The sequence below is a fragment of the Micromonospora sp. M71_S20 genome, assembly GCF_003664255.1.
Taxonomy (GTDB): domain Bacteria; phylum Actinomycetota; class Actinomycetes; order Mycobacteriales; family Micromonosporaceae; genus Micromonospora.
Map to the genome: position 1 here is coordinate 72,003 of NZ_RCCV01000003.1, position 26,998 is coordinate 99,000.

31 protein-coding genes and 1 riboswitch are annotated in these 26,998 nt (G+C 73.8%); of the genes, 19 read left to right on the plus strand and 12 right to left on the minus strand.

What is annotated here, in order from left to right:
• Window positions 1-3 precede the first annotated feature (3 nt).
• The 5 genes from ybeY (at window position 4) to DER29_RS25550 (ending at window position 4,483) form a co-directional block, all read left to right on the plus strand.
• Complete coding sequence (gene ybeY / locus DER29_RS25530; protein ID WP_121400228.1) at window positions 4-477, plus strand: rRNA maturation RNase YbeY; 474 nt, start codon at window positions 4-6, stop codon at window positions 475-477.
• Entirely contained in the window at window positions 453-1,865 is a 1,413-nt protein-coding gene (locus tag DER29_RS25535; RefSeq protein ID WP_121400874.1) for a hemolysin family protein, read from the plus strand. The genes ybeY and DER29_RS25535 overlap by 25 nt, the downstream gene beginning before the upstream one ends.
• Window positions 1,858-2,244 carry a cytidine deaminase gene (locus DER29_RS25540; RefSeq protein WP_121400229.1) on the plus strand — a complete coding sequence of 129 codons (387 nt, stop codon included), beginning with the start codon at window positions 1,858-1,860 and terminating at the stop codon, window positions 2,242-2,244. Before DER29_RS25535 ends, DER29_RS25540 begins: the two co-directional genes overlap by 8 nt.
• Window positions 2,241-3,137 (plus strand): GTPase Era, encoded by an 897-nt coding sequence (gene era / locus DER29_RS25545; RefSeq protein WP_121400230.1) that lies wholly within the window; start codon window positions 2,241-2,243, stop codon window positions 3,135-3,137. The genes DER29_RS25540 and era overlap by 4 nt, the downstream gene beginning before the upstream one ends.
• Window positions 3,138-3,313: 176 nt before the next feature.
• The gene (locus DER29_RS25550) at window positions 3,314-4,483 is read left to right on the plus strand and encodes an acyltransferase (RefSeq protein WP_121400231.1); all 1,170 of its coding nucleotides are present in this window, start codon (window positions 3,314-3,316) and stop codon (window positions 4,481-4,483) included.
• Here the strand turns inward: DER29_RS25550 and DER29_RS25555 are convergent.
• Window positions 4,470-5,300, minus strand: coding sequence for a DUF4097 family beta strand repeat-containing protein (locus DER29_RS25555; protein ID WP_121400232.1), 831 nt, complete (start codon window positions 5,298-5,300; stop codon window positions 4,470-4,472). The two genes, DER29_RS25550 and DER29_RS25555, sit on opposite strands and share 14 nt — an antisense overlap.
• Before the next feature lie 100 nt (window positions 5,301-5,400).
• On the opposite strand from DER29_RS25555, the gene recO reads away from it, so the two are divergent.
• The 4 genes from recO to DER29_RS25575 all read left to right on the plus strand — a co-directional run bounded on the left by recO (window position 5,401) and on the right by DER29_RS25575 (window position 7,755).
• Window positions 5,401-6,243, plus strand: coding sequence for a DNA repair protein RecO (recO, locus tag DER29_RS25560; protein WP_121400233.1), 843 nt, complete (start codon window positions 5,401-5,403; stop codon window positions 6,241-6,243).
• 8 nt (window positions 6,244-6,251) lie between these two features.
• Window positions 6,252-7,055, plus strand: a complete 804-nt coding sequence (locus DER29_RS25565; protein WP_121400234.1) for an isoprenyl transferase — start codon at window positions 6,252-6,254, stop codon at window positions 7,053-7,055.
• 65 nt (window positions 7,056-7,120) lie between these two features.
• Window positions 7,121-7,306 carry a hypothetical protein gene (locus DER29_RS25570; protein ID WP_121400235.1) on the plus strand — a complete coding sequence of 62 codons (186 nt, stop codon included), beginning with the start codon at window positions 7,121-7,123 and terminating at the stop codon, window positions 7,304-7,306.
• 227 nt (window positions 7,307-7,533) lie between these two features.
• The gene (locus DER29_RS25575; protein WP_121400236.1) at window positions 7,534-7,755 is read left to right on the plus strand and encodes a thioredoxin reductase; all 222 of its coding nucleotides are present in this window, start codon (window positions 7,534-7,536) and stop codon (window positions 7,753-7,755) included.
• 193 nt (window positions 7,756-7,948) lie between these two features.
• Here DER29_RS25575 and gndA read toward each other — a convergent pair whose 3' ends face one another.
• Window positions 7,949-9,391, minus strand: a complete 1,443-nt coding sequence (gndA, locus tag DER29_RS25580; RefSeq protein ID WP_121400237.1) for an NADP-dependent phosphogluconate dehydrogenase — start codon at window positions 9,389-9,391, stop codon at window positions 7,949-7,951.
• 464 nt (window positions 9,392-9,855) lie between these two features.
• Here gndA and DER29_RS25585 point away from each other — a divergent pair, with 464 nt between their 5' ends.
• Window positions 9,856-10,092, plus strand: coding sequence for a hypothetical protein (locus DER29_RS25585; RefSeq protein ID WP_121400238.1), 237 nt, complete (start codon window positions 9,856-9,858; stop codon window positions 10,090-10,092).
• A gap of 154 nt (window positions 10,093-10,246) precedes the next feature.
• Here the strand turns inward: DER29_RS25585 and DER29_RS25590 are convergent, their stop codons facing one another.
• The 3 genes from DER29_RS25590 to DER29_RS25600 all read right to left on the minus strand — a co-directional run bounded on the left by DER29_RS25590 (window position 10,247) and on the right by DER29_RS25600 (window position 13,305).
• On the minus strand, window positions 10,247-11,047 hold the full coding sequence (locus tag DER29_RS25590) for an energy-coupling factor transporter transmembrane protein EcfT (protein ID WP_121400239.1): 801 nt from the start codon (window positions 11,045-11,047) through the stop codon (window positions 10,247-10,249).
• Between the two features lie 126 nt (window positions 11,048-11,173).
• On the minus strand, window positions 11,174-12,589 hold the full coding sequence (locus DER29_RS25595; RefSeq protein WP_121400240.1) for an ABC transporter ATP-binding protein: 1,416 nt from the start codon (window positions 12,587-12,589) through the stop codon (window positions 11,174-11,176).
• 122 nt (window positions 12,590-12,711) lie between these two features.
• Complete coding sequence (locus tag DER29_RS25600) at window positions 12,712-13,305, minus strand: ECF transporter S component (RefSeq protein ID WP_121400241.1); 594 nt, start codon at window positions 13,303-13,305, stop codon at window positions 12,712-12,714.
• Window positions 13,306-13,378: 73 nt separating this feature from the next.
• A riboswitch (TPP riboswitch) is annotated at window positions 13,379-13,484 on the minus strand.
• 200 nt (window positions 13,485-13,684) lie between these two features.
• Here DER29_RS25600 and DER29_RS25605 point away from each other — a divergent pair.
• From DER29_RS25605 to DER29_RS25630, 6 genes are all read left to right on the plus strand, one after another.
• Window positions 13,685-14,686, plus strand: coding sequence for a permease (locus tag DER29_RS25605; RefSeq protein ID WP_199729577.1), 1,002 nt, complete (start codon window positions 13,685-13,687; stop codon window positions 14,684-14,686).
• Complete coding sequence (locus tag DER29_RS25610) at window positions 14,683-15,474, plus strand: TIGR03943 family protein (RefSeq protein WP_121400243.1); 792 nt, start codon at window positions 14,683-14,685, stop codon at window positions 15,472-15,474. The genes DER29_RS25605 and DER29_RS25610 overlap by 4 nt, the downstream gene beginning before the upstream one ends.
• Window positions 15,475-15,530: 56 nt before the next feature.
• Entirely contained in the window at window positions 15,531-16,361 is an 831-nt protein-coding gene (locus DER29_RS25615) for an alpha/beta fold hydrolase (protein WP_121400244.1), read from the plus strand.
• Window positions 16,362-16,416: 55 nt separating this feature from the next.
• Complete coding sequence (locus DER29_RS25620) at window positions 16,417-17,181, plus strand: sugar isomerase domain-containing protein (RefSeq protein WP_121400245.1); 765 nt, start codon at window positions 16,417-16,419, stop codon at window positions 17,179-17,181.
• A gap of 121 nt (window positions 17,182-17,302) precedes the next feature.
• Window positions 17,303-17,803, plus strand: coding sequence for a DUF6328 family protein (locus DER29_RS25625; RefSeq protein WP_121400246.1), 501 nt, complete (start codon window positions 17,303-17,305; stop codon window positions 17,801-17,803).
• A 115-nt stretch (window positions 17,804-17,918) separates the two neighbouring features.
• On the plus strand, window positions 17,919-19,952 hold the full coding sequence (locus tag DER29_RS25630; RefSeq protein WP_121400875.1) for an acyl-CoA dehydrogenase family protein: 2,034 nt from the start codon (window positions 17,919-17,921) through the stop codon (window positions 19,950-19,952).
• Window positions 19,953-20,055: 103 nt separating this feature from the next.
• Here DER29_RS25630 and DER29_RS25635 read toward each other — a convergent pair whose 3' ends face one another.
• From DER29_RS25635 to DER29_RS25665, 7 genes are all read right to left on the minus strand, one after another.
• Window positions 20,056-20,661 carry a hypothetical protein gene (locus DER29_RS25635; protein WP_121400247.1) on the minus strand — a complete coding sequence of 202 codons (606 nt, stop codon included), beginning with the start codon at window positions 20,659-20,661 and terminating at the stop codon, window positions 20,056-20,058.
• A gap of 211 nt (window positions 20,662-20,872) precedes the next feature.
• The gene (locus DER29_RS25640) at window positions 20,873-21,265 is read right to left on the minus strand and encodes a transcriptional repressor (protein WP_199729578.1); all 393 of its coding nucleotides are present in this window, start codon (window positions 21,263-21,265) and stop codon (window positions 20,873-20,875) included.
• Between the two features lie 2 nt (window positions 21,266-21,267).
• The gene (locus DER29_RS25645) at window positions 21,268-21,567 is read right to left on the minus strand and encodes a metalloregulator ArsR/SmtB family transcription factor (RefSeq protein WP_088998913.1); all 300 of its coding nucleotides are present in this window, start codon (window positions 21,565-21,567) and stop codon (window positions 21,268-21,270) included.
• Between the two features lie 43 nt (window positions 21,568-21,610).
• Window positions 21,611-22,477, minus strand: a complete 867-nt coding sequence (locus DER29_RS25650; RefSeq protein ID WP_121400249.1) for a metal ABC transporter permease — start codon at window positions 22,475-22,477, stop codon at window positions 21,611-21,613.
• A 1-nt stretch (window position 22,478) separates the two neighbouring features.
• On the minus strand, window positions 22,479-23,240 hold the full coding sequence (locus DER29_RS25655) for a metal ABC transporter ATP-binding protein (protein ID WP_121400250.1): 762 nt from the start codon (window positions 23,238-23,240) through the stop codon (window positions 22,479-22,481).
• A complete protein-coding gene (locus DER29_RS25660) occupies window positions 23,237-24,223 on the minus strand; it encodes a metal ABC transporter substrate-binding protein (RefSeq protein WP_121400251.1) in 987 nt (328 codons plus the stop codon). Before DER29_RS25660 ends, DER29_RS25655 begins: the two co-directional genes overlap by 4 nt.
• 54 nt (window positions 24,224-24,277) lie before the next feature.
• Window positions 24,278-24,535 (minus strand): hypothetical protein, encoded by a 258-nt coding sequence (locus DER29_RS25665; RefSeq protein ID WP_121400252.1) that lies wholly within the window; start codon window positions 24,533-24,535, stop codon window positions 24,278-24,280.
• A 27-nt stretch (window positions 24,536-24,562) separates the two neighbouring features.
• On the opposite strand from DER29_RS25665, the gene DER29_RS25670 reads away from it, so the two are divergent.
• The 3 genes from DER29_RS25670 (at window position 24,563) to DER29_RS25680 (ending at window position 26,998) form a co-directional block, all read left to right on the plus strand.
• The gene (locus DER29_RS25670) at window positions 24,563-24,904 is read left to right on the plus strand and encodes an antibiotic biosynthesis monooxygenase (protein WP_121400253.1); all 342 of its coding nucleotides are present in this window, start codon (window positions 24,563-24,565) and stop codon (window positions 24,902-24,904) included.
• A 126-nt stretch (window positions 24,905-25,030) separates the two neighbouring features.
• On the plus strand, window positions 25,031-25,504 hold the full coding sequence (locus tag DER29_RS25675) for a hypothetical protein (protein ID WP_121400254.1): 474 nt from the start codon (window positions 25,031-25,033) through the stop codon (window positions 25,502-25,504).
• Window positions 25,505-25,618: 114 nt separating this feature from the next.
• Entirely contained in the window at window positions 25,619-26,998 is a 1,380-nt protein-coding gene (locus DER29_RS25680) for a glycine--tRNA ligase (protein WP_101412337.1), read from the plus strand.

The following is a 26,998-nucleotide window of genomic DNA, read 5'->3' on the forward strand; positions in this document are numbered from 1 at the left end:
CTGTTGTCCATCGAGATCGCCAACGAGTCGGGTGTCGACGTCGACACCGACGCCGTGCTCGCCGTGGCCCGGCACGCCCTCGACGAGATGGGGGTCAACCCCCTCGCCGAGCTCTCCGTGCTGCTGGTCGACATCGACTACATGACCGAGCTCAACCACCGGTGGATGGGCGGCGACGGCCCGACGGACGTGCTCGCCTTCCCCATGGACGAGGGCAGCGTCGACCACGGGCCCGGCGAGACGTCCGCCGCCGGCGGCGAGCCCGCGCTGCTCGGCGACATCGTGCTCTGCCCGGAGGTGGCGGCCAAGCAGGCGGCCACCGCCGGTCACGCCCCCGCCGACGAGCTGCACCTGCTCACCGTGCACGGCGTGCTGCACCTGCTCGGCTACGACCACGCCGAGCCGGAGGAGGAGCGGGAGATGTTCGCCCTCCAGGCCCGGCTGCTGGCGAGCTGGCGGTCGACCCGGTCCCGGTGATGACCACCCCGACGCTGGCGGCCGGCGCCACCGGCCTGCCCGACCTGCAACTGCTGGTCTTCGCGGCAGGCCTGGTGGTGCTGGCCGGCCTCATCGCCATGACCGAGGCGGCCCTCGCCGCCGTCTCGCCCGCCCGCGCCGCCGAGCTGGCCCGTGACGGCGCGCGGGGCGCGCGCACGCTCCAGGCCGTCGCCGGGGACGTGGTCCGCCACCTCAACCTCCTGCTCCTGCTGCGGCTGCTCGCCGAGCTGACCGCCACCACCCTGGTGGCGCTGGTCGCGGTGGACACCTTCGGCGCGGGCTGGCGCGCGGCACTGATCACCGCCGGCGCGATGACCGTGATCAGCTTCGTGGTGGTCGGGGTCGGCCCCCGGACCATCGGCCGGCAGCACGCGTACGTGGTCGGTCGCTCCGTCGCCCCGCTGGTCCGCTGGCTGGGCCGGGCGCTCAACCCGCTCGCCTCGCTGCTGATCCTGATCGGCAACGCGGTCACCCCGGGCCGGGGCTTCCGGGAGGGTCCGTTCGCCACCCAGGTGGAGCTGCGCGAGCTGGTCGACCTGGCCGAGCAGCGCGGCGTCGTGGAGCACGGCGAGCGGCAGATGATCCACTCGGTCTTCGCGCTCGGCGACACCATCGCCCGGGAGGTGATGGTGCCGCGTACCGAGATGGTGTGGATCGAGGAGCGCAAGACGCTCTCCCAGGCGTTGGCGCTCTTCCTGCGCTCCGGCTTCTCCCGGATCCCGGTCATCGGCGAGAGCGTCGACGACGTGCTCGGCGTGCTCTACCTCAAGGACCTGATCCGACGCACCCAGGGCGGCGCCCCGGAGGACCGGCAGCTCCCGGTCGCCGAGCTGATGCGCCCCGCCACCTTCGTGCCCGAGTCCAAGCCGGTCGACGACCTGCTCTCGGAGATGCAGGCCGCCCGCAACCACCTGGTCATCGTCGTCGACGAGTACGGCGGGACCGGCGGGCTGGTCACCATCGAGGACATCCTGGAGGAGATCGTCGGTGAGATCACCGACGAGTACGATGTCGAGCGCCCGCCGGTAGAGCACCTCGACGACGGGGCGGTGCGGGTCACCGCGCGGCTCCCGGTGGAGGACCTGGGCGAGCTGTTCGACACCGACCTGCCCACCGACGAGGTGGAGACCGTCGGCGGCCTGCTCGCCCAGTCCCTGGGCCGGGTCCCGATCCCCGGGGCGCAGGTCGAGGTCGCCGGGCTCCAGTTGATCGCCGAGGGCACCACCGGCCGGCGCAACCGGATCGACACCGTGCTGGTGAGCCGGGCGGAGTCGACCGACACACAGAACGACCCGGGCCGTGGCGAGCACGCCGAGCCCCGGGACGACACGAACCGATCCGAGGAGAGGCAACCCGCCGATGCCTGAGTCACCCGCCGTACCGGCCGCCCGGCCCACCCCGTCCGACCCGGTCGAGCTGAGCGCCGAGGACGGCAAGCTGGTCGTCCTGGCGCGGGGCGCGCGTGGCCGGGTGGGCGCCGTGGAGGGCGCGGCGGTCCGCGACCAGGACGGTCGGACGTACGCCGCGGCCAGCGTGTCGCTGCCCTCGTTGACGGTCACCGCGCTCCAGCTCGCGGTGGCGTCCGCGGTGGCGGCCGGCGCGACCCGGCTGGAGGCCGCCGTGGTGGTCACCGAGGCGTCGACGCTGGACGGGGCGGGGCACGCGGCGGTCCGCGACCTCGCCGCGGACGCACCGATCCACGTGGCTGCCCCGGACGGGTCCGTCCTGGGCACGGTGGTCGAGTGAGCGATCTCCAGCCGCGCCCCTACCGGGCCGGATTCGCCTGTTTCGTCGGCCGGCCGAACGCCGGCAAGTCGACGCTGACCAACGCGATCGTCGGGCAGAAGATCGCCATCACCTCGAACAAGCCGCAGACGACCAGGCACATCATCCGGGCCGTCCTGCACCGCCCGGAGTCCCAGCTCGTGCTGGTCGACACCCCGGGCCTGCACCGCCCCCGCACGCTGCTCGGCGAGCGCCTCAACGACCTGGTCCGGCAGACCTGGAGCGAGGTCGACGTGATCGGCCTCTGCATCCCGGCGGACGAGCCGATCGGGCGCGGTGACCGGTTCATCACCGGCGAGCTGGCCGAGCTGAAGGCCACCGTGCTGGCGGTGGTCACGAAGACCGACCTGGTGGACCGCAAGCGGCTGGCCGAGCAGTTGCTCGCGGTCAGCGAGCTGGGCGAGTTCGCCGAGGTGGTGCCGGTCAGCGCGGTCTCCGGGCACCAGGTCGACGTCCTGGTCGACGTGATGACCGGCTACCTGCCCGAGTCGCCGCAGCTCTACCCGGACGACATGCTCACCGACGACCCGGAGCAGGTGCTGGTGGCCGAGCTGATCCGCGAGGCCGCCCTGGAGGGCGTCCGCGACGAGCTGCCGCACTCCATCGCGGTGGTCGTCGAGGAGATGGTCCCCGAGGGGCAGCTCATGAAGATCTACGCCGACGTGTACGTCGAGCGGCCCAGCCAGAAGGCGATCGTGATCGGCCACCGGGCGAGCCGACTCAAGCACGTCGGCACCACCGCCCGCCGGCAGATCGAGGAGCTGCTCGGCACCCGGGTCTACCTCGACCTGCACGTCCGGGTGGCGAAGGACTGGCAGCGGGATCCGAAGCAGCTGCGCAAGCTGGGCTTCTGACGCCGAGGGCCGGGACGCGGCGCGTCCCGGCCCCCGAGCCCGTCCGGCGCATGATCGGTATCGGTCGGACGTATGGAAGATGTCACCTTCTGGTGGGTTCCCTTCTGTTTGGCGTGTTCGGCCCGGAGGGTAGGGGATAGGACAGCCCCCGTATCCCCGGACATAGATGCAGGCTGATGCGAAACCGATACCTGGACCTGCTCCGCTTCCTGGCCATCGTTCGAGTCGTCGTCTACCACGTCACCGGTTGGGCCACGCTGACCCTCGTCTTCCCGGCGATGTCGGTGATGTTCGCGCTCGCCGGCTCGCTGATGGCGGCCTCACTGCACCGCTGGGGACCGGGGGCGGTCGTACGCCGGTTGCGGCGCCTGCTGCCGTCGCTGTGGGTGCTCGCCGCCGTCTTCGTACCCGCCATGCTGCTCACCGGGTTGCCGCTGAGCCCGAAGGTGCTGCTCTGGCTCTTTCCCATCGCCGACCCGCCGGCCAACGGCTGGGGCGCGATCGCGCTCAGCGTGATCTGGTACCTGCGCGACTACCTCTGGTTCGTGCTCGCCTCGCCGGTGGCCCTCTGGCTGTTCCGGCGCGCCCCGGTGCCCACCCTGATGGCCCCGTACGCCCTGCTCGCGGCGGCCGAACTGGGCCTGCTCCCGGCGCTGCCGGTGGCGCTGCACCAGTTCGGGCTCTACTTCGGGGCCTGGCTGCTCGGCTTCGCCCACCAGGCCGGCATGCTGCGCCGCCTGACCAACCGGGTGCTGGTGCCGGTGGCGCTGGCCCTGGCCGCGGCCGGCGCGGCCTGGATCCTCACCCACCCCGGACCGCGCGGGTACGACCTGAACGACAACCCCCTGGGCAACGCCCTCTGGTCGGCGGCCTTCGTCCTCGTGCTGCTTGGCCGGGGGCCGGCGAGCGCGCCCTGGGTGGACCGCAGCGCCGCGTTCGGCCGGGTGGTGACCGTGTTCAACCGGCGGGCGCTCACCGTCTACCTCTGGCACATGCCGTTCGTGGTGGCGCTCACCCCGCTGGTCGACGTGGTGGGCTGGTCGCACCAGGACCCGCTCGGCCTGGCGATCCGGGTGGCGCTGGTCTTCGCGCTGGTCGCGGTGGTGACCGCCCTGGTCGGCTGGGTGGAGGACGTGGCGGCCCGCAGGCCGCCGGAGCTGGTCCCCGGCCGCGCCCGCCCCGCCCCGGCCACCGTCCACCCGCCCGCCGCCGGCAGGGCCGGCGAACCGGCCACCGGTCACCCGCCCGCCGCCGGGACGGTCGACGGACCGGTCACCGGGCGGGCGGCGGTGCCGGCGCCCCGCGCCGCGCGGGAGCCGGAGACCGTCGAGATCAGCGCTGGGTGACCGTCACGTTGCCGCTGCCGGTGGAGAGGTCGAGCACCAGCGTGGCGGACGGGTCGTCGGTCACGCCCAGTTCGGCGTCGCCGCTGTCGGTGCTGGAGCGGACCCGGTAGCGGCCCGCCGGCACGACCAGCTCGACGTTCCCGCTGGAGGCGTGCACCCGCGCCGAGGCGGGCGTCGTCAGGTCGACGGTGATGTCGCCGGAGCCGGCCTCGGCGTCCACCCCGCCGCCGAGGCGGTGCCCGGTGATGTCGCCGGAGGAGGTGCGCAGCGTGACCGCGGCGGCGACCTCGTCGACCTCGACGTTGCCGGAGCCGGTCTGCGCCCGGACGGGACCGCCGGCACCGGCCACCTGGATGTTGCCGGAGCCGGTCTCCGCGCGGACGGGGCCGCTGGAGGCGGTCACCCGGATGTTGCCCGAGCCGAGCCGCATCTCCACCGGGCCCACCCTGCTCAGGTCGACGTCACCGGAGCCGGTCTCGCCCTTCACGCTCACCCCGTCCGGGGCGGTGACCTCGTAGGAGACGCTGCACCGGGAGCCGCAGTCGGTGTCCAGCACCAGTTCGGTGCCCTTGATCTCGTACGTCGCGTCGGGTTCACCGCCCTGGTAGCGCACCACCCGCTTGATCCGCACCTCGTCCTGCGCGCCGATGGCGCGGACGGTCACGTCGCCGGCCCCCGGCAGCACCCGGATGCTGTTGATCCGGACCGCCTCGGTGTTGTCGTAGTCGAGCCGGCGGAAGGACAGGTTGTCGCACCCGGCGGCGACGATCAGGGTGGTGGCCGCAGCGAGCGCGGCGGCGGTGCGGTGCAGAGCCATGCGAGCACGCTACGAGGCGAGGCCCGCCCCACGCATCGGGGTTCCGCGCGCGGACACCCCGAGCTGACCCTGATTCCGCACCCCGAGAGAGAATGGTCCGATGGCCGGGTACCGCCGACAGCTCTACCGCGACGACGCGGTGGTCCTGCGCGTGCAGAAGCTCGGCGAGTCCGACCGGATTATCACCCTGCTCACCCGCCGGCACGGCCGGCTGCGCGCGGTGGCCCGGGGAGTCCGCCGCACCACCAGCAAGTTCGGTGCCCGGCTGGAGCCGTTCGGCCACGTCGACCTCCAGCTCGCCGGCGACCCGAAGGGCAACCTCGGCAGCTCGCTGCACACGGTCAGCCAGGTCGAGGGCATCGACCTCTACGGCAAGCGGTTCCTCGGCGACTATTCCCGCTACACGGCCGCCAGCGCGATCGCCGAGACCGCCGAGCGGCTCACCCCCGTCGAACGGGAGCCGTCGCTGCGGCTGTTCCAGCTCACCCTGGGCGCGCTGCGGGCGCTCGCCGAGGGCAGCCATGCCACCACCCTGGTGCTCGACGCGTACCTGCTGCGGGGCATGACGCTGGCCGGTTGGGCGCCGGCGCTGACCGCCTGCGCCGTCTGCGGCACGCCGGGGCGGCACCGGGCGTTCTCGGTGCCTGCCGGGGGCGCGGTCTGCCCGGACTGCCGGCCGCCCGGCGCGGCCCATCCCGCCCCGGCCACCATCGACCTGATGTCCGCGCTGACCAGCGGCGACTGGCGGGTCGCCGACGCCACCGAGACCGGCGTACGCCGGGAGTGCAGCGGCCTGGTCGCGGCACACCTGCAGTGGCACCTGGAGCGCGCGCTACGCTCGCTGCCGCTGGTCGACCGGGGCGCCCCGGCGGCCGGCCCGGTCCCGCCGCCGCGTGGCAGCGGGGCCGGTGCGGACGGCGTGAACAGGGGGAAGACCGAGTGATCCGATCGATGAGGGCCGGGCGTCGCGAGCCGGTGCCGCCGACACCGCACCCGTCGGGCGCCCGCCCGCCGGCGCTGCCCGCCGACGCGGTGCCCAAGCACGTCGCCGTGGTGATGGACGGCAACGGCCGGTGGGCCAAGGACCGCGGGCTGCCCCGCACAAAGGGCCACGAGGCGGGGGAGTTCTCCCTCTTCGACACGGTCGAGGGCGCCATCGAGCTGGGGATCCCCTACCTGTCGGCGTACGCCTTCTCCACCGAGAACTGGCGGCGCTCGCCGGACGAGGTCCGGTTCCTAATGGGCTTCAACCGGGACGTCATCCGCCGCCGCCGCGACCAGCTGGTCGACCTGGGGGTGCGGGTGGTCTGGTCTGGCCGGGCCGGCCGGCTCTGGAAGAGCGTCATCTCCGAGTTGCAGACGGCGGAGGAGATGTCCCGGGGCAACTCGACGCTGACCCTCCAGTTCTGCGTCAACTACGGCGGTCAGGCCGAGATCGCCGACGCCGCCGCCGCCATCGCCCGCGACGTGGCGGCGGGCCGGCTGGACCCGGAGAAGGTCAACGAGAAGACCGTCGCGAAGTACCTCTACCACCCGGAGATCCCCGAGGTGGACCTGTTCCTGCGTCCCTCGGGCGAGGAGCGGATCTCGAACTTCCTGCTCTGGCAGACCGCGTACGCCGAGCTGATCTTCCTCGACACACTCTGGCCCGACTTCGACCGCCGTCACCTCTGGTACGCCTGCGAGCTGTACGCGCAGCGGGACCGGCGTTTCGGCGGCGCGCTGCCCAACCCGGTCGCCCCGCCGCCCGCCTGAGGCTTACCGCCCGGTCGTACGGGGTACCACGGGTGGTCAGCAGCCACCGACGGAGGTGAACCCACATGATCCAGAAACGTATTGCCCAGTGGGCGATGATGGCCGTCGCCGTGCCGTTGGCGGCGGCGGGCGCGCGCCGGCTCAGCCACACGATCGAGGCCCGCCGCGGCCCGTCCGGCATGAGCCGCCTACTCACCAAGGGCGCCGACATGCTTCGCCCGCAGAAGGCCAAGCGTCGCCGCTTCTTCTGACCGTTTTCACCTAACCGTGACCTGACCCCGAACCCCCGACCCGCTCGCCGATCATGCAGTCGTGGTGCCCCGCGAAAGCCCCGCATCGGGGCGTTTCGCCCACCGAAAGTGCATGATCGACTCGTGGGTCGGGGGTTCGGCGTTTCGGGGGTGGGCCAGGGGCGGGGTGGTTAGGGTCGGGGTGGGCCTGTGGTTCCGGGTGGTCGCGGCGAGTCTCGGGGGTGGGGATGCGGGATCTTCGGGACAAGATGATCGTGGCCTTGGACGCCGCCGACCTCGGTGACCCGGTCCGCGCGCAGGTGGCCGAGATCTGTGCCGGGGTCGCCGAGCAGCACTGCCGGGAACTCGGCCACGCGGCGCAGCCGCGTTCCGGGGAGATCGGCGAGCTGGCCAGCGGCGAGCCGGCGCTCACCTGGGCGCCCACCGAGACCGGGCAGCGGGCCTGGTGACGGTCCCCGCGCCGGCCTAGCCGGGGAACCCGGCGGCCGGGTCCAAGCGACGGCCTGTGGTGTGGTGACCGCCCCCTCGCCGGTCGAGAGCCCGCAAGGCCACGGAGCGGGACGCGCTGGCCGTGCAGGTGCGCGAGCTGGCGCCCGGGAGATGCGGGCCGCCGTCGCCTGACGCCCACGGGAGCGGGCGGGGTCAGGCCTCGATCTCGGTGCGGTCGGTGGGCCAGCGGGTGTGGAAGGTGCCCTCGCGGTCCACGCGCTGGTAGGTGTGCGCCCCGAAGTTGTCCCGCAGTGCCTGGATCAGGGCGGCCGGCAGCCGCTGGGCGCGCAGCGCGTCGAAGTACGCCAGCGACGAGGCGAACGCGGGGACGGGCACCCCGGCCCGGGCGGCCTCGGCCACCACCCGCCGCCAGCTCGGCACGCCGTCGTTCACGGTGTCCGCGAACCACGGCGCCACCAGCAGCGTCGGCAGGCCGGGCCGCTCGTCGTACGCCTGGCGGATGCGGTCGAGGAAGCGGGCGCGGATGATGCAGCCGCCCCGCCAGATCGTCGCGGTGCCGCCCAGGTCGATGCCCCAGTCGTACTCGCGGGAGCCGGCGCGGATGTGGTCGAAGCCCTGCGCGTACGCGACGATCTTCGAGGCGAGCAGGGCGCGGCGGACGTCCTCGACGAAGGCGTCGGAGTCCTCGACCCGCCAGGTCGCGCCCGCGTCCGGGAACGCCCGGCGGGCCGCCTCGCGTTGGTCGGCGTGCCCGGAGAGCGACCGGGCGAAGGTCGCCTCGGCGATACCGGTGATGGGGATGCCCAGGTCGAGCGCGCTCTGCACCGTCCAGCGGCCGGTGCCCTTCTGCTCGGCGCGATCCAGCACGACGTCCACGAACGCCCGCCCGGTGGCCGCGTCCGTGTGCGCCAGCACGTCCGCGGTGATCTCGATCAGGAAGGACTCCAGCTCCCCGGCGTTCCACCCGCGGAAGATCTCCGCGATCTCCGCCGGCTCCGCGCCCAGTCCGGCCCGGATCAGGTCGTACGCCTCGGCGATGAGCTGCATGTCGGCGTACTCGATGCCGTTGTGCACCATCTTGACGAAGTGCCCGGCGCCGTCCGGCCCGATGTGCCGGCAGCACGGCACCCCGTCCACCTGGGCGGCGATCCGCTCGAAGATCGGCCCGAGCGTGCGGTACGACTCCGCGGATCCGCCCGGCATGATGCTCGGGCCGCGCAGGGCGCCCTCCTCGCCACCGGAGACGCCGGTGCCGACGAAGTGCAGGCCGTGGGCCCGCAGCGCCTCCTCCCGCCGGCGGGTGTCGGCGAAGTGCGCGTTGCCGCAGTCCACGACGATGTCGCCGGCGTCGAGCAGCGGGACCAGCTCGTCGACCACGGCGTCGGTGGGCCCGCCCGCCTTGACCATCACGATGACCGCCCGGGGCCGCTCCAGCGACGCGACGAAGTCGGCCATCGACTCGGCGGGCAGGAACGTCCCCTCGTCCCCGTGCTCCGCCACGAGGCTGCGGGTGCGCTCGGGCGAGCGGTTGTGCACCGCCACGGCGAAGCCGTTGCGGGCCAGGTTGCGGGCCAGGTTCCGGCCCATCACCGCCAGCCCGGTCACGCCGATCCGTGCCGTCGCCCGCCCGGCCATCCGTCCGCCCTCCGCCGTCGACACCCGCCGGTGCGACCGTATCGCGGGCGGGGCGGCCCGGAGGTCGTGTCGGGCGGCCCGTCACCACCACGTGGCGGCCGCGCCGGGGGTGACGGGGCTGGCCGACGATCCGCCGCCGGGCCGCCTCCACGGGGCGCGACCGGCCAACTGCGGGCCCCGCCGGTAATTCGGGTGCGCGCGAACGGTCGGGCGGTTAGCGTGTGGGCATGCGCAACTGACGCCCCACTTCCGAGCCGACCCGCCGCTGTCTCGCCGCGGGTCCGCGTGCTCCCGGGCGTCCGCATTCCGCACCCGCCGTCGAGGCGGCGGTGTTCCTCGTGGTCGATCCCGGGCAGCAGTCCCGATCCCGCCCGACCGTCGCGTGACGGTCGCCGAACGAGGCGGGTCCCCGTCACCGGACGTCGCTCCGGTGCGGGAGGACCCGCAGACCGAGGAGGCACCGGATGCCAGCCAGGCGCAACCCGAAGAAGTCCCGTACCACCGTCCCCACGCCGTCCGTCGCGGACCTGACGCCCGTCAACCTCGACGAGGTGGCGGTCGCGCCGGTCGTGCCGGCACTGCCGGTCGACCGGCCCGCCGCGCCGAAGGCCGGTCCGCCGGTCTCCGGCGTCGGCCGTTCCGGCCCGCTGCGCGACCAGAAGGCCGGGCAGGCCCGTCGGTACGCCTTCCGGCGCAGCTGACGGTGCCGGCCGGGTGGAGCCGTCGTCACCGGCGACTCCACCCGGCCCTTCCGCGCTCGGCCACCCGGACCGGCGACTCGGCCGGGCCCGTCCGCGCTCGACCACCCGCGCGCCGGCGACTCCGCCCGGTCCGTCCGCCGATCAACGGACGCCGTCAGCCGATCAACGGGCGGAAGGTGCCGAGCAGCACGCTGACGGTCAGCGCGGCCCCGGCGAGCACCGCCGCGCCGGCGATCAGCAGGCCGTCGGCGGCGACGAAGCGCTGCCGCCGGGCGACGGTGCGCGGGACCCCGGCGTCGAAGCCCCGGGCGTCCATCGCCACGGCCAGCCGGGTGCCCCGGCGGATCGCCCCGACGAGCAGCGCGAAGGCCGTCGACACGAACAGCCGCAGCTTCGCCAGCGGGTTGCGGCCGGCCTCGACCCCCCGGGCGCGACGGGCCATGGAGATCATCTGCCACTCCTGCCCCAACAGCGGCACGAGCCGGAACGCGGCCAACGCCCCGATGGCGAACCGGGCCGGCGCCTTCGCGTTCTGGATCAGCGCGTCCGCCAGGTCGGTCGGGTCGGTGGTGGCGAAGACGATCACGCCGGGCAGCGCCACCGCGAACATGCGCAGCACCAGGCCGAGCGCGGTGAGCAACACCCCGGAGGTGACCACCACCGGGCCGGCCTCGACCAGCACCCGGCCGGAGCGCTCGGCCGCGAAGAGCACCAGCGTCACCACCACGCCGACCGCGCCGACGAGCAGCGGCCAGGCCCGTCGCGCCAGCACCCGCAGGCGTACCCCGAACAGCGGCAGCAGGGCCAGCTCGACGGCGATCGCGATGGCCGGCGCCACCGGGTCGAGGGTGGCGATCAGGATGAACGAGAACACCAGCGCCGCGGCGAGCTTGGCCACCGGGTTGCGCCGGGCCAGCAACGCCTCCGGCGCGGCGACCGGCTCGAAACTGATCACGCCCGCTCCAGGGTGTGGCGGCGGTCTGGGTGGGTGACCGGTGCGGCGGTCCGGTCGCTGGTCACGGGCGCTCCAGGGTGAGGCGGCGGTCTGGGTGGGTGACCGGTGCGGCGGTCCGGTCGCTGGTCACGGGCGCTCCAGGGTGAGGCGGCGATCCGCCAGGGCGGCGACGAACTCCGCATCGTGGGTGACGGCGACCAGGCCGTGACCTGCGTCGCGCAGCTCGGCGAAGAGGTCCACCAGCTCCAGCCAGGTGCGCCGGTCCTGGCCGAAGGTCGGTTCGTCGCAGACGAGCAGGCGGGGCGCGGTGGCCAGGGCGGTCGCCACGCTCAGCCGCCGCGCCTCCCCGCCGGAGAGGGTGTACGGGTTGGCCGCCGCGAGCTTCGTCAACCGCAGCCGGGACAGCAGGCCGTCCACCGTGGCCCCGACCGCCGCCTCGGGCTGGCCGGTGCGGCGCGGACCGAGCGCCAGCTCGTCGAAGACGGTGTTGGTGACGAACTGGTGCTCCGGGTCCTGGAAGACCGAGCCGATCCGGCGGGCCAGTGCCGGGGCGCGCCAGCGGTGCGGGGGCGTGCGGGCGTCGCCACCGGCCAGTGCCGTCGTCGCCGTGACCCGGCCGACCCCGGGCTTGAGCAGGCCCCCGAGCAGCAGGGCGAGGGTCGACTTGCCGGCCCCGTTGGGCCCGAGGACGGCGAGCGCCTCGCCGGCGCGTACCGCCAGGTCGACGGGGGCCAGCCGGGGCGGCAGGCCGAGCCGGTCGGCGGCGAGCAGCACGTCGCCGGCCGGCGTGGTCGCGTGGCGGGGCGGTACCGGGCGGCCGGGCACCCAGACGCCCTCGTCGGCGAGCGCGTCGCCGTGCGTGCCGAAGACGGCCTCGGGCGTGCCGTCGGCGCGGACGCCGCCGCCGGGTTCGAGCACGACCACCCGGTCGACCAGGGGCAGCGCCTCGGCGACCCGGTGCTCGACCAGGATCAGCGTGGTGTCGGCGTCCAGCGCGCCGGCCACCGCCGCCCGGATCAGCGCCGCGCCGGTCGGGTCGAGGTTGGCGGTCGGCTCGTCGAGCAGCAGCAACCCGGGGCGCAGGGCCAGCACGCCGGCCAGGGCGAGCCGCTGCTGCTCGCCGCCGGAGAGGGCGGCGGTGGGGCGGTCCCGGGGGTACGGGAAGCCGACCCGCATCAGCGCCTCGTCGACGCGGGGCCAGATCTCCCCGGCGGGGGTGCCGCGGTTCTCCAGCCCGAACGCCACGTCGTCGCCGCTGCGGGCCATCACGAGCTGGGTCTGCGGGTCCTGGAAGACGATGCCGACCCGCTCCCGGCCCTTGCGGGGGTCGAGCCCGTCGATCTCGACGGTGCCCTCCTGCTCGCCCGAGTCCTCGGGCAGCAGCCCGGCCAGCGCGGCGAGCAGCGTGCTCTTGCCGGCCCCGGAGGGGCCGAGTAGCAGCACCCGCTCGCCAACCTCGACGCGCAGGTCGACCCCCCGTACGGCCCACGCCCGCCGCCCGGCGTGCCGCCACCCGAACCCCCGCAACGTCACCGCCCCCACCGCAACCCCTCCCTCCCGGCCCGCCCGCGAGCGTCGATCATGAGGTTGGCGGCAGCCACGGAGATCCACATCGCCGTCAACCTCATGATCGACCTCGATCTCGGTGGGGGGTGGGGGCGGGGTCAGACGGGGGTGCGGTCGCGGGCGGCGGGGAAGCGGTCCAGGGCCCCCGTGGTGGCCAGGGCGCGGGTCAGGGCCCAACCGCCGGCACCGGCGACGACGGTGGCGCTGACGATGGTGAGCAGGGCGTACGGGATCCGGTAGCTGCCCAGGGCGTACTCGCTGTTCCAGACGAAGAAGTCGAACAGGGCGGCGCCGAGGCCGGTCAGCGCGCCGGCGATCAGCGCGGTGGGCAGCCGGAACGAGCGGTACCGGAACGCGGCGAAGGCCAGCTCGGCGCCGAGCCCCTGGATCAGGCCCTGCACGATGGTGACGCCGCCCCACTCCGAGCCGAGCAGCGCGGAGACCGTCGCCGCCACCGCCTCGCAGAAGAGCGCCGCGCCGGGCTTGCGGATCACCAGGCCGCCGAGGACGGCCGGGACCAGCCACACGCCGTACATGATCGCCTGGCCGGCGGGGAAGAAGGCGAACGCCGGGTCGACGGCCCGCCACAGCAGGCCCCAGGCCCAGAAGATGACGCCGAAGGCCACCGCGATCACGGCGGCGACGACGACGTCGACGGTACGCCACCGGGTGGCGGTGTTGTTGTCTCGCATGATTGCTCCCAGTCCCGAACGAGAACCAGGAGAAGACGCACGCCGCGCCCGGAACGTGCCGGACGTCGACGCGGCTGGAGGTCGACCGAACTCCCTGCGCTGGCATTACCCAGATCAGGTTCGAGGGTCTGCGGGCGGTGCCCGCACTCTCAGCGCTGTGCGCTCCCCTGTCGGATGTGAAGTTGTGGCCCGACGCTAACACCTTCGAAGATCATCGGGCAAAGTGATCTTTGCGCAGCTCACCAGCGCGTTCGATCGACGCCCCCGATCCCGGCCCGGTACTCTCGGGCGGCCACTGGGAATCCGGCAGAGGGACACGTACGTGACATCCGAGGCTGACCGCCGCGCGCCGGACGGGCCGCGCCCCGGCGCGGTGGACGTGGCCGCCCCGGGCGTACGCGAGGAGACGCCGGCGGCGCCCGGCGGCCCGGAGCGGCGGATCGGGTCGGTGGAGGTCCTCGCCGGCCTGCTGATCCTGCTGGTCGTCTTCCGCGAGCCGCTCGCCCGCGCCCTCTCCGCGCCCCGGTTGCAGACCTGGACCACCGTCTTCGTCTCGGTCATGGTGCAGGCGGTGCCGTTCCTGGTCTTCGGGGTGCTGCTCTCCGCGGTGATCGCCGTCTTCGTGCCCCGGTCGTTCTGGGCCCGGGCGCTGCCGCGTCATCCCGCGCTCGCGGTGCCGGTGGCCAGCGCGGCCGGCGTGGTGCTGCCCGGCTGCGAGTGCGGGGCGGTGCCGATCGCCGGGTCGCTGATCCGGCGCGGGGTCACCCCGGCCGCGGCGTTGGCGTTCCTGCTCGCCGCCCCGGCGATCAACCCGATCGTGCTCACCGCCACCGCGGTGGCCTTCCCCGACGACCCGGCGATGGTCCTGGGCCGGGCCGTCGCGAGCCTGGTCGTCGCGATGGTCATGGGCTGGCTGTGGCTGCGCCTCGGCCGGGCCGACTGGATCCGGCTGCCGCGCCGGCCGGAGCTGGACGACGGCCCACGCGGGCGGGCGTTCTGGGGGGCGGTGCGGCACGACGTCACGCACGCCGGCGGGTTCCTGGTGATCGGCGCGGCGGCTGCGGCCACGATCAACGTCGTGGTGCCGGAGCGCTGGTTGCAGACGCTCGCCGACGACCCCGTGCTCTCGGTGCTCGCGCTGGCCGTGCTCGCGGTGCTGCTCTCCCTCTGCTCGGAGGCGGACGCCTTCGTCGCCGCCTCGCTGTCGCAGTTCTCGCTGACCTCCCGACTGGTCTTCCTGGTGGTGGGGCCGATGGTCGACCTCAAGCTCATCTCGATGCAGGCCGGGGTCTTCGGCCGGCGGTTCGCGCTGCGGTTCGCCCCGACCACCTTCGCGGTGGCCGTCGCGGTGGCCGTCGGGACCGGGGCGGTGCTGCTGTGAACCGGCAGGCGCAGGCGGTCGTCCTGCTGCTGCTCGGGGGCGCGGTGGTCCGGGCCAGCCTCACCGACCTGCACCTGCGCTACGTCAAGGAAGGGCTGCGGCCCTTCCTGATCGCCGCCGGCCTGCTGCTGGTGGCCGCCGCGGTCATGACCCTCTTCTACGAGCTGCGCCCGCTCCTGCGGCGCACGCCCGCCGGCCACCACGACGGCCACGACGCTCAGGGCGACCAAGGCGCTCAGGGCGGCCACGACGGTGACGGCGGGCACGACGGCCACGGCCACGGCCACCACGAGCCCCGGGTCGGCTGGCTGCTGATCCTGCCCGTGCTGGGCCTGCTGCTGGTCGCCCCGCCGGCCCTGGGCTCGTACGCGGCCGGGCAGGCCGGCACCGCCGTCACCACCCGGCAGCAGCCGTCCGACTACCCGCCGCTGCCCGACGGCGACCCCGTGCGGGTGGCCGTGCTCGACTACGCCTCCCGGGCCCTGTTCGACCGGGGCACCTCGATCGGCGACCGCCGGGTCCAGCTGACCGGCTTCGTCACCACCGGCCCCGACGGCCGGCCGCTGCTGGCCCGGATGGTGCTCTCCTGCTGCGCCGCCGACGGGCGGCCGGTCAAGCTGGGGCTGACCGGCGCGGCCCCCGACGGGCTCGCCGACGACACCTGGATCGAGGTGATTGGCCGCTACAGCGACCGCATCGCCCGCGACCCGGTCAACGACGCCGAGATCCCCTACCTGGACGTGGAGTCCTGGCGGCAGGTGCCCGTCCCCCGGCAACAGTACGAGTGACCCGTGGGCCCGGCAGTCCCGGGCGGCCGGGTGCGACGCTGGGTAGGCTCACGATCATGCGGATCGAGGCCCGGGGGTTCACGTTCGACGTGCGCGTCGGCGGACCGGAGGGCGGCACGCCCGTCCTGCTGCTGCACGGGTTTCCCCAGCACGGCGGGGAGTTCGACGACGTGGTGCCCGCGCTGCACGCCGCCGGCCTGCGCACGTACGCGCCGGACCAGCGCGGCTACTCGCCGGGCGCGCGGCCCGAGGCGGTCGAGGCGTACCGGCTGCCGGAACTGGTCGCCGACGCCGTGGGCCTACTCGACGCGCTGGGCGTCGACGCGGCGCACCTGGTGGGGCACGACTGGGGCGCGATCGTGGCCTGGGCCGTCGCGGCCCACCACCCCGAGCGTGTCCGCACGCTGACCGCGGTCTCCGTGCCGCACCCCGGCGCCATGGCGTGGGCGCTGGCCGAGGACGCGGGGCAGAAGGCGCGCTCGGCGTACATGACGGTGTTCCGCAAGCCGGGCACGGCGGAGAAGGCGCTGCTGGCGCTGAACGCGACCGGGCTGCGCCGGATGCTGCACGGGGTCGGCGGCGACGCGCGGGTGGCCGCGTACGCGGACCCGATGCGCGAGCCGGGCGCGCTGACCGCCGCCCTTAACTGGTACCGCGCGATGTCCCGCCGGGACCTGGCCGCCACCGGGCCGGTGGCGGTGCCGACCACGTTCGTGTGGAGCGGCCGCGACATCGCGATCGGCCGGACCGCCGCCGAGGCGTGCGCCGAGCACGTGACCGGGGACTACCGCTTCGTCGAGCTGCCCCGGGTGAGCCACTGGATCCCCGACGAGGCGCCCGCCCCGCTGGCCGAGGCGATCCTGGCCCGGGTGCACGACCCGGTCTGACCTTCCCCGCGACGCCGGCCGGCGGACGCCGGCCCACCCCTGACGGAGGTACGACATGGACCGAGCAGACACGACGGTGAAGGCCGAGGACTTCCTGGCCGTGGTGACCGACACGATGAACCGGGTGGCCGAGAGCCAGCGCGAGGCGGTGGGGCGGGCCGCCGACCTGATCGCCGAGGCGGTACGCGCCGACGGCGTGGTGCACGCGTTCGGCACCGGCCACTCCGAGGCGCTGGCCATGGAGATCGCCGGGCGGGCCGGCGGGCTGGTGCCCACGAACCGGATCGCCCTGCGGGACCTGGTGCTCCGCGGCGGGGCCCCGGCGGACGTGCTCGGGCCGCTGCTGGAGCGCGACCCGGCGGTGGCGCACCGCCTCTACGAGCTGGCCCCGGTCGGCCCCCGGGACGTCTTCATGCTCGCCTCCAACTCGGGCGTGAACGGCGCGATGGTGGAGTTCGCGTCGCTGGTCAGGGAGAAGGGCCACGGGCTGGTCGCGATCACCTCGGCGCAGCACTCCGGGCAGATGACCTCGCGCCACCCGTCGGGGCGCAAGCTCGCCGACTTCGCCGACGTGGTGCTCGACAACGGCGCCCCGTACGGCGACGCGACGCTGCCGTTGCCCGGCGGTGGCGCGGTCGGCGCGGTCTCCTCGATCACCGCGGCGCTGCTGGCACAGCAGATCACGATCGAGGTGGTGGCCCGGCTGCTGGCGGCGGGGGAGCGTCCACCGGTCTACCTGTCGGCCAACATCGCCGGGGGCGACGAGCACAACAACGCCCTGGAGGCCCGGTACGCCGGCCGGATCCGGCGCGGCTCCTGACCGGACGGGACCGGCGCCCCGGGCAGTGACGTGAGTCGGTTTCGCGCGTCGGCCGGTGGGGCATCAGCGATGCTGCCGCCGGCCGCCCCCGCCGGCAGTACCGTCTGACCGGAGGTAGCGCGTGTCCAAGGAAACCGAGAAGCAGCGCTGGCAGCGCAACTTCGCCGACCTGCTCCAGGAGCTTCGGGTCGCCCAGACCGGCGTGCAGATCCTCTTCGCCTTCCTGCTCACCCTGCCGTTCAGCAACGGTTTCACCCGTACGAGTGGCTTCCAGAAGGACGTCTACATCGTCGCGTTGCTGTCGGCGGCCGCGGCAACCGCGATGATCATCTCTCCGGTGGCGTTCCACCGCGCGCTGTTCCGGCAGGGCCGCAAGCCGGAGCTGGTCCGGTTCGCGCACCGGATGGCCAGTGGTGGGCTCGCCTTCATGCTGATCTCGATGGTCAGCGCGGTGCTGCTGATCACCGACTTCGTGCTGGACCGGAGCATCGCCCTGGTGCTCAGCGGCCTCATCTGCCTCTGGTTCCTCACCTTCTGGGTGTTCCTGCCGTTCTCCCGGCGCAACTGGGGCGACGACGACGCCGACGACGACGAGAACGAGCCGCGGTCCCTCAGCGACTGACCGAGGTCGACGCAACTCGATATTTACCGATCGCTACCCCTGGGTAACACCCGGGGGTAGCGTGCTGTTCGTCGAGCACGTTGACGCATCCGGACCGAGGTTCGAGGGGGCCGCCGTGACCACGACAGAGAACAGCCGACCCGCGCCCGACGGATCAGGCGCCGACCGGCCCGCGCAGACCACCGCCGACGACCCGCCGGCGGCCGGCGCGGCCGGGCCCCTGCCGAAGGAGGCCGGCCAGGTATCCGAGAAGGAGGCCCGACAGGTCGCGGAGGCGGCCCGGGAGTCCTCCTGGGACCGTCCCAGCTTCGGCAAGGAACTCTTCCTCGGCCGGTTCCGGCTCGACCTGATCGACCCCTGGCCGCGCTCCGACCCGGAGGACGTCGCCCGCGCCGACGAGTTCCTCGGCCGGTTCCGCGAGTTCCTCGCCTCCGAGGTGGACGGCGCCGCCATCGAGCGGGACGCGTCCATCCCGGACGAGGTGTTCCAGGGCCTGGCCCGCCTCGGCGCCTTCGGCATGAAGATCGACCGGTCGTACGGCGGGCTCGGGCTCAGCAACCTGCACTACTGCCGGGCGCTCATGCTGGCCGGCTCGGTCAGCCCGGCGATCGGCGCGCTGCTCTCGGCGCACCAGTCGATCGGGGTGCCGCAGCCGTTAAAGATGTTCGGCACCGCCCAGCAGAAGCAGCGCTTCCTGCCCCGGCTCGCCGCCGGCGAGGTCTCCGCGTTCCTGCTCACCGAACCGGACGTCGGCTCCGACCCGGCCCGGCTGGCCACCACCGCCGAGCCCACGCCCGACGGCACCGGCTACCGGCTCAACGGCGTGAAGCTGTGGGCCACCAACGGCACCGTCGCCACCCTGCTCGTGGTGATGGCCCGGGTGCCCGCCGCCGAGGGACGGCGCGGCGGGATCACCGCCTTCGTCGTCGAGGGCGACACCGAGGGCATCACGGTCGAGCGGCGCAACGCCTTCATCGGCCTGCGGGGCCTGGAGAACAGCCTGACCCGCTTCCACGACGTCTTCGTGCCGAAGGAGAACGTGATCGGTGGCGAGGGCAAGGGCCTGAAGATCGCGCTGACCACCCTGAACACCGGGCGGCTGTCGCTGCCGGCGATGTGTGTCGGCGCCGGCAAGTGGGCGCTGAACGTGGCCCGGGAATGGGCCGTCGACCGGGTGCAGTGGGGGCGGCCCGTGGGCGAGCACGAGGCGGTGGCCCAGAAGCTCTCCTTCATCGCCGCGACGACGTACGGCATGGAGACCATGCTGGACCTCTGCTGCCTGCTCGCCGACGACGACCGCAACGACATCCGGATCGAGGCGGCGCTGGTCAAGCTCTACGCCAGCGAGATGGCCTGGAAGATCGCCGACGAGCTGGTGCAGATCCGGGGCGGTCGCGGCTACGAGACGGCCGACTCGCTCGCCGCCCGGGGCGAGCGACCCGCCGCCGTCGAGCAGATGCTGCGCGACCTGCGGATCAACCGCATCTTCGAGGGCTCCACCGAGATCATGCACCTGCTCATCGCCCGCGAGGCGGTCGACGCGCACCTGTCGGTCGCCGGCGACATCATCGACCCGGACGCCGGGCTCGGCCGCAAGGCCAAGGCCGGGGCGAAGGCCGGCGCCTTCTACGCGAGGTGGCTGCCCACCCTCGCCGTCGGCAGGGGACAGCGCCCGTCGGCGTACGCCGAGTTCGGCCCGCTCGCCGCCCACCTGCGGCAGGTGGAGCGCGCCTCGCGCAAGCTGGCCCGCTCGACGTTCTACGCGATGTCTCGCTGGCAGGGGAAGATGGAGCGCAAGCAGGCGTTCCTCGGCCGGGTCGTGGACATCGGCGCGGAGCTGTTCGCCATGTCCGCGGTCTGCGTACGCGCCCACGCCGAGCGGGAGGCCCGGCCCGAGAACGTCGAGCTGGCCGACCTGTTCTGCCGGCAGGCCCGGGTCCGCATCGACGCGCTCTTCACCGCACTGTGGGACAACACCGACTCCGTCGACACGGTCGCCGCGAAGCGGATCCTCGCCGGGCGCTACGCCGCCCTGGAGGACGGCGTGATCACCCCCGCCGACGACCTGCCCTGGGTGGCCCCCTGGTCCCCCGGCCCGTCCACGACGGACGACGCCCGCCGCCGCCTCCCACCCACCCCTGCCTCCTGACCCTGCCCCCAGACCCAGGTCGATCATGCAGTTGTGGTGCCCCGCGTAAGGGGCGAGTGCGGGCGCTCCGGGCACACAACTGCATGATCGCCGGGGTGGAGGGCTAGCGGGCGCGCCGGAGGCCCAGGTGGCGTAGTTCCAGGGCGGCCAGCGCGTCGACGGTGGCGTCGTCGCCGCGGCGCCACGCCTCGGCCACGTCGGGCGCGATCCTGGTCAGCCGCCCCAGCGGCTGGGTGGCCAGGGCGCGCAGCGCCAGCAGGTCCCGGCCGGCGGGGGCGGCGGCCAGCTTCGCCGCCGAGCCGGCCCGGCGCATCCAACGCACCCGCAGCGGCAGCCAACCGAAGAGCACCAGGCCGAGCGGGAAGACCAGCACGGCGACGGCCAGCGCGAGGGCGAGCTGGTCGACCAGCTCCTGCTGGTCGCGCCCCGCCTCGGCCAGCGAGCGGGCGGCGGTGGCGGCCCGCTCGAACGGCGCGGTCAGCTCGTCGCCGACCAGTGGCACCCGGTCGACCTTGCCGCCAGCCTCGGCCAGGTTGTCGGCGAGGCCGCTGCCGGCCCCCTCCAGCTTCTGCCCGGGTACGGCGAGCTTCTGGACCAGGTCGTGCAGCCACAGCGCGCCACGGATCGCGCCGTACACCCAGGCGACGACGAGCAGGTCGGTGATCAACTGTCGGACGGCGGTCGGGAAACGATCGGCGTAGATCTTCACGCCGGACAGCGTGCCACGCGTACCCGTCCCCGGCACGCGACGCGAACGGCGGCGCACCGCCCGGCGCCCGGCGGACGGCACGACGGTGGACGGCGCCAACGGCGGCACGACGGTGGACGGCGCAACGGCGGACCCGCGGCCGGCGCAACGGCGGCCGGCGCGACGGGCGGACCCGCAATCGGCGCGGCGGCGGTCGGCGCTACGGGCGGGGTCAGCCCGCGCAGGCCGGGCAGGTGCCGAAGATCTCCAGGGTGTGGCTGACGTCGGCGTAGCCGTGCTTCGCCGCCACCCGCTCGGCCCAGCTCTCCACCGTCGGCCCCGCGACCTCCACCGTGCGGCCGCAGGACCGGCAGACCAGGTGGTGGTGGTGACCCTCGCTGCACCGGCGGTAGAGGTGCTCGCCGCCCGGCGGGCGCATCACGTCGATCTCGCCGGTGTCGGCGAGCCCCTGGAGCGTGCGGTAGACGGTGGTCAGCCCGACCCGCTCGCCGCGCTCGCGCAGCATCGCGTGCAGCTCCTGCGCGCTGTGGAAGCCCTCCAGCTCGCCGAGCAGCGCGCTCACCGCCGAGCGCTGCCGAGTGTTGCGGACCGTGGCACCCGTCATGATCATGATCCCTCCCCGGCGTGGCTCACCGCGTCGGCCACGATGTGTGCGACGTGCTCGTCGACCAGCGCGTACGCGATCTCGCGACCCCGCCGGGAGCCGCGCACCACACCGGCGCCCCGCAGCACCCGCAGGTGCTGGGAGACCAGCGGCTGCGCGGCGCCGAGCTTGTCGACCAGCTCGTGCACGCAACGCTCGCCCTCGGCGAGCTCGCTGACGATGGCCAGCCGGATCGGCGCCGAGAGGGCACGCAAGAGCTCGCTCGCGCCCTCGAAGGCGTCGTAGCCTGATCCGTCGGTCACCCCGTAACGGTAACCAATCCCACCGACACGCCGCTGACCAGGATCAGTGGAGCACCACCTCGTGCGGCTCCGGCGCGGGCGCGGCGGCGGGGGTACGCCGCCGGCGCAGCACCCGCCACACCGCGCCGAGGACCGCGACCACCCCGAACGAGGCGATCGCCATCAGCACCACCGAGGCGCCGGGGGCGGTGTCGGCGTTCGCCGCCACGTAGACCCCGGAGCCGGCGGCGAAGAGCCCGAGCGCCATCGCCGCCGTCATCGTGCTGCGGAATCCCCGGGTCACCTGCTGCGCGGTGGCCACGGGCACCACCATCAGGGCGCTGATCAGCAGCACGCCGACGGCCCGCATGGCGATCGTCACGGTGACCGCGGTGGCCACGGCGAGCAGCAGGTTGAGCGTGCGTACCGGCAGGCCGGAGACCCGGGCGTACTCCTCGTCGTGGCAGACCGCGAAGAGGGCCGGGCGCAGCGCCAGCATGGTCACCCCGATCGCGACGCCGAGCACCGCGATGGTGGTCAGGTCCTGCGGGGAGATCGTGGTCAGCGACCCGAACAGGTAGGCGTTCAGGTTGGCGCTGGTGCTGTCGGAGAGCCCGACCAGCGTCACGCCGCCGGCGATGCCGCCGTAGAAGAGCAGGGCCAGGGCCAGGTCGCCGGAGGTGCGCCCCCGGGCGCGGACCAGCTCAATGGTGATCGCGCCGGCGGTCGCCACGGCCACCGCGACGAGCACGGGGGAGCGGTTGAGCAGCAGGCCCGCGCCGACGCCGGTGAGCGCCACGTGCCCCACCCCGTCGCCGATCAGGGCGAGCCGCCGCTGCACCAGGTAGATGCCGAGCGCCGGGGCGGCCAGGCCGATGATCAGCGCCCCGATCAGGGCCCGCTGCATGTAGGGGTACTGGAAGAGTTCCATCTCAGCTGCTCCACAGCCCGGCGGGCTCGTCGGGGCCGTGCGGGTGCACGTGGTCGTGGTCGGGCTCCGCGTGGTGGCCGGCGGGCTCGGGCACCGGGCCGTCGTGACAGATCCCACCCTGGTGTACGACGACCGCCCGGCTGATCAGCGACCGCAGCGGCCCGAGCTCGTGGGCCACCAGCAGCACCGTGCCGCCACCGCCGACGAAGTCGTGCAGCGCCGCGGCGAACGCCTCCTGGCTGGCCGCGTCGACCCCGGCGGTCGGCTCGTCGAGGACCAGCAGCTCCGGCTGACCGGCCAGCGCCCGGGCGATCAGGGTGCGCTGCTGCTGCCCGCCGGAGAGGGTGCCGACGGGGTCGCGGGCCCGGTCGGCGAGCCCGACCGCCTCCAGTGCGGCGGTCACCGCCGCCCGGTCCGCCGCGCCGGGCGGGCGCAGCACCCCGCGCCGGGCGAGCCGGCCGGAGGCCACCACCTCGCGGACGGTGGCCGGTACGCCGCTGCCGGCGCCGAGGCGCTGCGGGACGTACCCGATGCGGTGCCACTGCCGGAAACGGCGCAGCGGGCGGTCGAAGAGGGTGACCGAGCCGGAGCTGAGCGGCACCAGGCCGAGCGCGGCGCGGACCAGGGTGGACTTGCCGGAGCCGTTGGCGCCGAGCACCGCGACCACCTCGCCGGCGGTCACGGTCAGCGAGACGTCACGCAGCACGGGGCGGCCGTCGTAGCCGACCACCCCGTGCGCGACGGTGATGACTGGGGATGTCACGAGCAGCTCAACGCCGTCCTCAGGGTCGCAAGGTTGGTACGCATCACCGAAAGGTAGTCGCCGCCGCCGGTCGACAGCCCCTCCAGGGGGTCCAGCACCGCGGTCTTCGCGCCGACCTCGGCGGCGATGGTCTGGGCCACCTTCGGGCTGACCAGCGTCTCGAAGAAGATCGTGGTGGCCTTGTGCTCCCGGGCCTCCTGGGCGACCTCGGCCAGGCGCTGCGGGGCGGGCTCGTTCTCGGGGCTGAGCCCGGTGATGCCGATCTGCTCCAGCTTGTAGCGCTCGGTCAGGTAGCCGAAGGCGGTGTGGCTGACCACGATCTCCCGCCGCTGGCAGGTCTTCAGCCCGGCCGTGAACTCGGCGTCCAGCTTCTCCAGCTCGGCGCGCAGCGCTCCGGCGCGGGCGGTGTAGTCGGCGGCGCGGTCCGGGTCGGCCTGGCCGAGGCGCTCGGCGAGCTTGTCGCCGACCGTGGCGAGGCGGGTGGGGTCCAGCCACAGGTGCGGGTCCTTGGTGCCGCCCTCCTCGTGGCCGGGCTCCTCGGCCTTGCCCGACTCCTCGGGGTGGGCGTGCTCCTCGCCCTCGTGGTCGTGGTCGTGGCCGCCCGCGGCGGCGTCCATCAGCGGCTGCACGGTCGACACGTCGAACGCGCGGTCCTTGGCGTTCTGCTCGACGGCCTCGTCCAGCGCCGGCTGGAAGCCCTTGAGGAGCACGACCAGCTCCGCCTCGGCGACCTGGCCGACCTGGCCCGGGTTCAGCTCCAGGTCGTGTGGCTCCGCGCCGGGCTTGACCAGGTTGCTCACCCTCACCGCGTCACCGCCGATGCGCTCCGCGAGGAACTGCAACGGGTAGAAGGCGGCCACCACGTCGACCCGCTGCGGGTCGGCGCCGGCCGGGCCGTCGTCGGAACAGGCCGTGACACCACCCAGGGCGAGCAGGGCGGTGGTGGCGACGGCCAGGGTGCGCGGGGCGGTGCGGATGTTCATGCCATGAACTGTCCGCGACAACGATAATGATTGTCAAAAACGCATGCTTGCATGTCAGAACAGCTTCACCAGGCCCGCGGTGACCAGCAGGGTGAGCGCCACCAGCCGGATCACCCGCGTCGGCGCCGTCTGCACCGACCAGGTGGTGACCAGCAGCGCGGCCACGGCCGCGGCGAGCAGCAGGGTGAACAGCCCGCCGACCACGCCGGGGGTGAAGAACGCGACAAGCACCATCACCAGGGTGACCAGGAACACCGTCGTCGGGTTCGCCCGGGCCAGCCGGGCCGGCAGGGGGCTCTGCGTACGCTGCATCCCACAGACTCTACGAGGAGGAACCCCGTGCTGGTGACGAACCGGTTCGTGGTGGACGTCGATGTCGCCGACGAGTTCACCGAGCGGGCGCACGCCGCCCTCGCCGCGCTCGCGGCCCGCCCCGGTTACCTGCGCGGCCAACTGGTCCGGGCGTTGGACGACCCCCGGCACTGGTGCCTGGTCACGGAGTGGGAGTCGGTCGGCACCTACCGGCGGGCCCTGGGCGGCTTCGACGTCAAGATCACCGCTGTGCCGCTGCTCGCCGAGTCGCTCGACGAACCGTCGGCGTACGAGGCGCTCGCCAGCGCCGCCCCCGGCGGGGACGTCGTCCCGGCCGCCAGCGATCGGGCCGCTGGTCCTTACCGCTGAGCCCGTGGGCACTACATTGCTTGCATGACCGCTCCCGGACCGGCGACCCCGCCGGCGTACCCTCCGTCGCCCGGCCAGCAGTGGGCGCAGCCGCCCGCCGTGCCCGGCCCGCCGGGGGATCCGGGCGTGCCCGCCCCGCCTGCCGGGCCGGGGGTCACCCCGCCGTTCGCGGCGCCGCCCACCGAGGGGCGCAACACCCGGCTCTGGCTCGGGCTGGGCGCGGGGGCGCTCGCCGTGCTGCTCTGCTGCGGCGGTGGCGGCGCCGCCGTGGTGGGGCTGGCCGTGACCGGGGTGCAGGCCGTTCGCGAGCAGGGACGCACCGTCTCCACCGACTACTACCAGGCGCTCGTCGAGCGCAAGTACGGCGCGGCGTACGACCAGCTCTGCGACGACGCGCAGCGGCGCGAGTCACGCCGCGAGTTCGAGCGCCGGGTGGCCGCCGAGCCGCAGATCGCGGACTTCCGGGTGGGCGACGTGGACGCCGTCTCCCTCACCGTGCCCGTCGACGTCACCTACGCGGGCGGCCGGCAGGACCGGCAGGAGGTCACCCTCGGGCAGGACCAGCAGACCGGCGGCATGGAGGTGTGCGGGGTGAGCTGACCCGCCCCCGGTATTCTGCTGGGCCCGGGACGGCACGGGTCGTACCGTTGTCCCGAACTGTTCCTTCCGTCCTTACCGCGTCCCCGCCGACCGCCAGTCGGCGTAGGAGGAAACATGCCAGCCGACCGTATCGACGCCGTCGTCAGCCTCGCCAAGCGCCGAGGCTTCGTCTTCCCCTCCAGCGAGATCTACGGAGGCACCCGGTCGGCGTGGGACTACGGTCCGCTCGGCGTGGAACTGAAGGAGAACGTCCGCCGGCAGTGGTGGAAGACGATGGTCCAGCAGCGCGACGACGTGGTCGGCCTCGACTCCGCCGTGATCCTGGCGCGCGACGTCTGGGCCGCCTCCGGCCACCTGGACGCCTTCGTCGACCCGCTGACCGAGTGCCAGTCGTGCCACAAGCGGTTCCGGGCCGACCACCTCGAGGAGGCGTACGAGGCCAAGCACGGCAAGCCGCCGGCCTCGCTGACCGAGCTGAACTGCCCGAACTGCGGCAACAAGGGCACCTTCACCGAGCCGAAGATGTTCAACGGCCTGATGAAGACCTTCCTCGGCCCGGTCGAGAGCGAGGAGGGCATGCACTACCTGCGGCCCGAGACCGCCCAGGGCATCTTCGTCAACTACAAGAACGTGGAGACGGTCGCCCGCAAGAAGCCGCCGTTCGGCATCGCCCAGACCGGCAAGTCGTTCCGCAACGAGATCACCCCGGGCAACTTCATCTTCCGCACCCGCGAGTTCGAGCAGATGGAGATGGAGTTCTTCGTCGAGCCGGGCTCGGACGAGCAGTGGCACGAGTACTGGCTCTCCGAGCGCTGGAACTGGTACCTCGACCTGGGCCTGTCGGAGAGCAACCTGCGCTTCTACGAGCACCCGAAGGAGAAGCTCTCCCACTACTCGAAGCGCACTGTCGACATCGAGTACCGCTTCCAGTTCGGCGGCACCGAGTTCGCGGAGCTGGAGGGCATCGCCAACCGCACCGACTTCGACCTGACCACGCACAGCAAGCACTCCGGCGTCGACCTGTCCTACTTCGACCAGGCCAAGGGCGAGCGTTGGATGCCGTACGTCATCGAGCCGGCCGCCGGCCTCACCCGCGCGGTGCTCGCGTTCCTGCTGGAGGCGTACGACGAGGACGAGGCGCCCAACACCAAGGGCGGCGTGGACAAGCGCACGGTGATGCGCTTCGACCCGAGGCTGGCCCCGGTCAAGGTGGCCGTGCTGCCGCTGTCGCGCAACGAGGCGCTCTCGCCGAAGGCGAAGGGCCTCGCCGCCGACCTGCGCAAGCGCTGGGTGGTGGAGTTCGACGACTCGCAGGCGATCGGCCGCCGCTACCGCCGCCAGGACGAGATCGGCACCCCGTTCTGCGTGACGGTCGACTTCGACACCCTGGACGACAACGCGGTGACCGTCCGGAACCGGGACACCATGGCCCAGGAGCGCATCGCGCTGGACCAGGTCGAGCGCTACCTGATCGAGCGCCTCCCCGGCTGCTGA

Excerpts from the sequence above, each read along its gene's own strand:
- DER29_RS25540 (WP_121400229.1), top strand. The coding sequence starts at position 1,858 with ATGCCTGAGTCACCCGCCGTACCGGCCGCCCGGCCCACCCCGTCCGAC.
- DER29_RS25550 (WP_121400231.1), top strand. The coding sequence starts at position 3,314 with ATGCGAAACCGATACCTGGACCTGCTCCGCTTCCTGGCCATCGTTCGA.
- DER29_RS25555 (WP_121400232.1), bottom strand. The coding sequence starts at position 5,300 with ATGGCTCTGCACCGCACCGCCGCCGCGCTCGCTGCGGCCACCACCCTG.
- recO (WP_121400233.1), top strand. The coding sequence starts at position 5,401 with ATGGCCGGGTACCGCCGACAGCTCTACCGCGACGACGCGGTGGTCCTG.
- DER29_RS25565 (WP_121400234.1), top strand. The coding sequence starts at position 6,252 with ATGAGGGCCGGGCGTCGCGAGCCGGTGCCGCCGACACCGCACCCGTCG.
- DER29_RS25570 (WP_121400235.1), top strand. The coding sequence starts at position 7,121 with ATGATCCAGAAACGTATTGCCCAGTGGGCGATGATGGCCGTCGCCGTG.
- DER29_RS25575 (WP_121400236.1), top strand. The coding sequence starts at position 7,534 with ATGCGGGATCTTCGGGACAAGATGATCGTGGCCTTGGACGCCGCCGAC.
- gndA (WP_121400237.1), bottom strand. The coding sequence starts at position 9,391 with ATGGCCGGGCGGGCGACGGCACGGATCGGCGTGACCGGGCTGGCGGTG.
- DER29_RS25585 (WP_121400238.1), top strand. The coding sequence starts at position 9,856 with ATGCCAGCCAGGCGCAACCCGAAGAAGTCCCGTACCACCGTCCCCACG.
- DER29_RS25600 (WP_121400241.1), bottom strand. The coding sequence starts at position 13,305 with ATGCGAGACAACAACACCGCCACCCGGTGGCGTACCGTCGACGTCGTC.
- DER29_RS25615 (WP_121400244.1), top strand. The coding sequence starts at position 15,531 with ATGCGGATCGAGGCCCGGGGGTTCACGTTCGACGTGCGCGTCGGCGGA.
- DER29_RS25620 (WP_121400245.1), top strand. The coding sequence starts at position 16,417 with ATGGACCGAGCAGACACGACGGTGAAGGCCGAGGACTTCCTGGCCGTG.
- DER29_RS25640 (WP_199729578.1), bottom strand. The coding sequence starts at position 21,265 with ATGACGGGTGCCACGGTCCGCAACACTCGGCAGCGCTCGGCGGTGAGC.
- DER29_RS25650 (WP_121400249.1), bottom strand. The coding sequence starts at position 22,477 with ATGGAACTCTTCCAGTACCCCTACATGCAGCGGGCCCTGATCGGGGCG.
- DER29_RS25660 (WP_121400251.1), bottom strand. The coding sequence starts at position 24,223 with ATGAACATCCGCACCGCCCCGCGCACCCTGGCCGTCGCCACCACCGCC.
- DER29_RS25665 (WP_121400252.1), bottom strand. The coding sequence starts at position 24,535 with ATGCAGCGTACGCAGAGCCCCCTGCCGGCCCGGCTGGCCCGGGCGAAC.
- DER29_RS25680 (WP_101412337.1), top strand. The coding sequence starts at position 25,619 with ATGCCAGCCGACCGTATCGACGCCGTCGTCAGCCTCGCCAAGCGCCGA.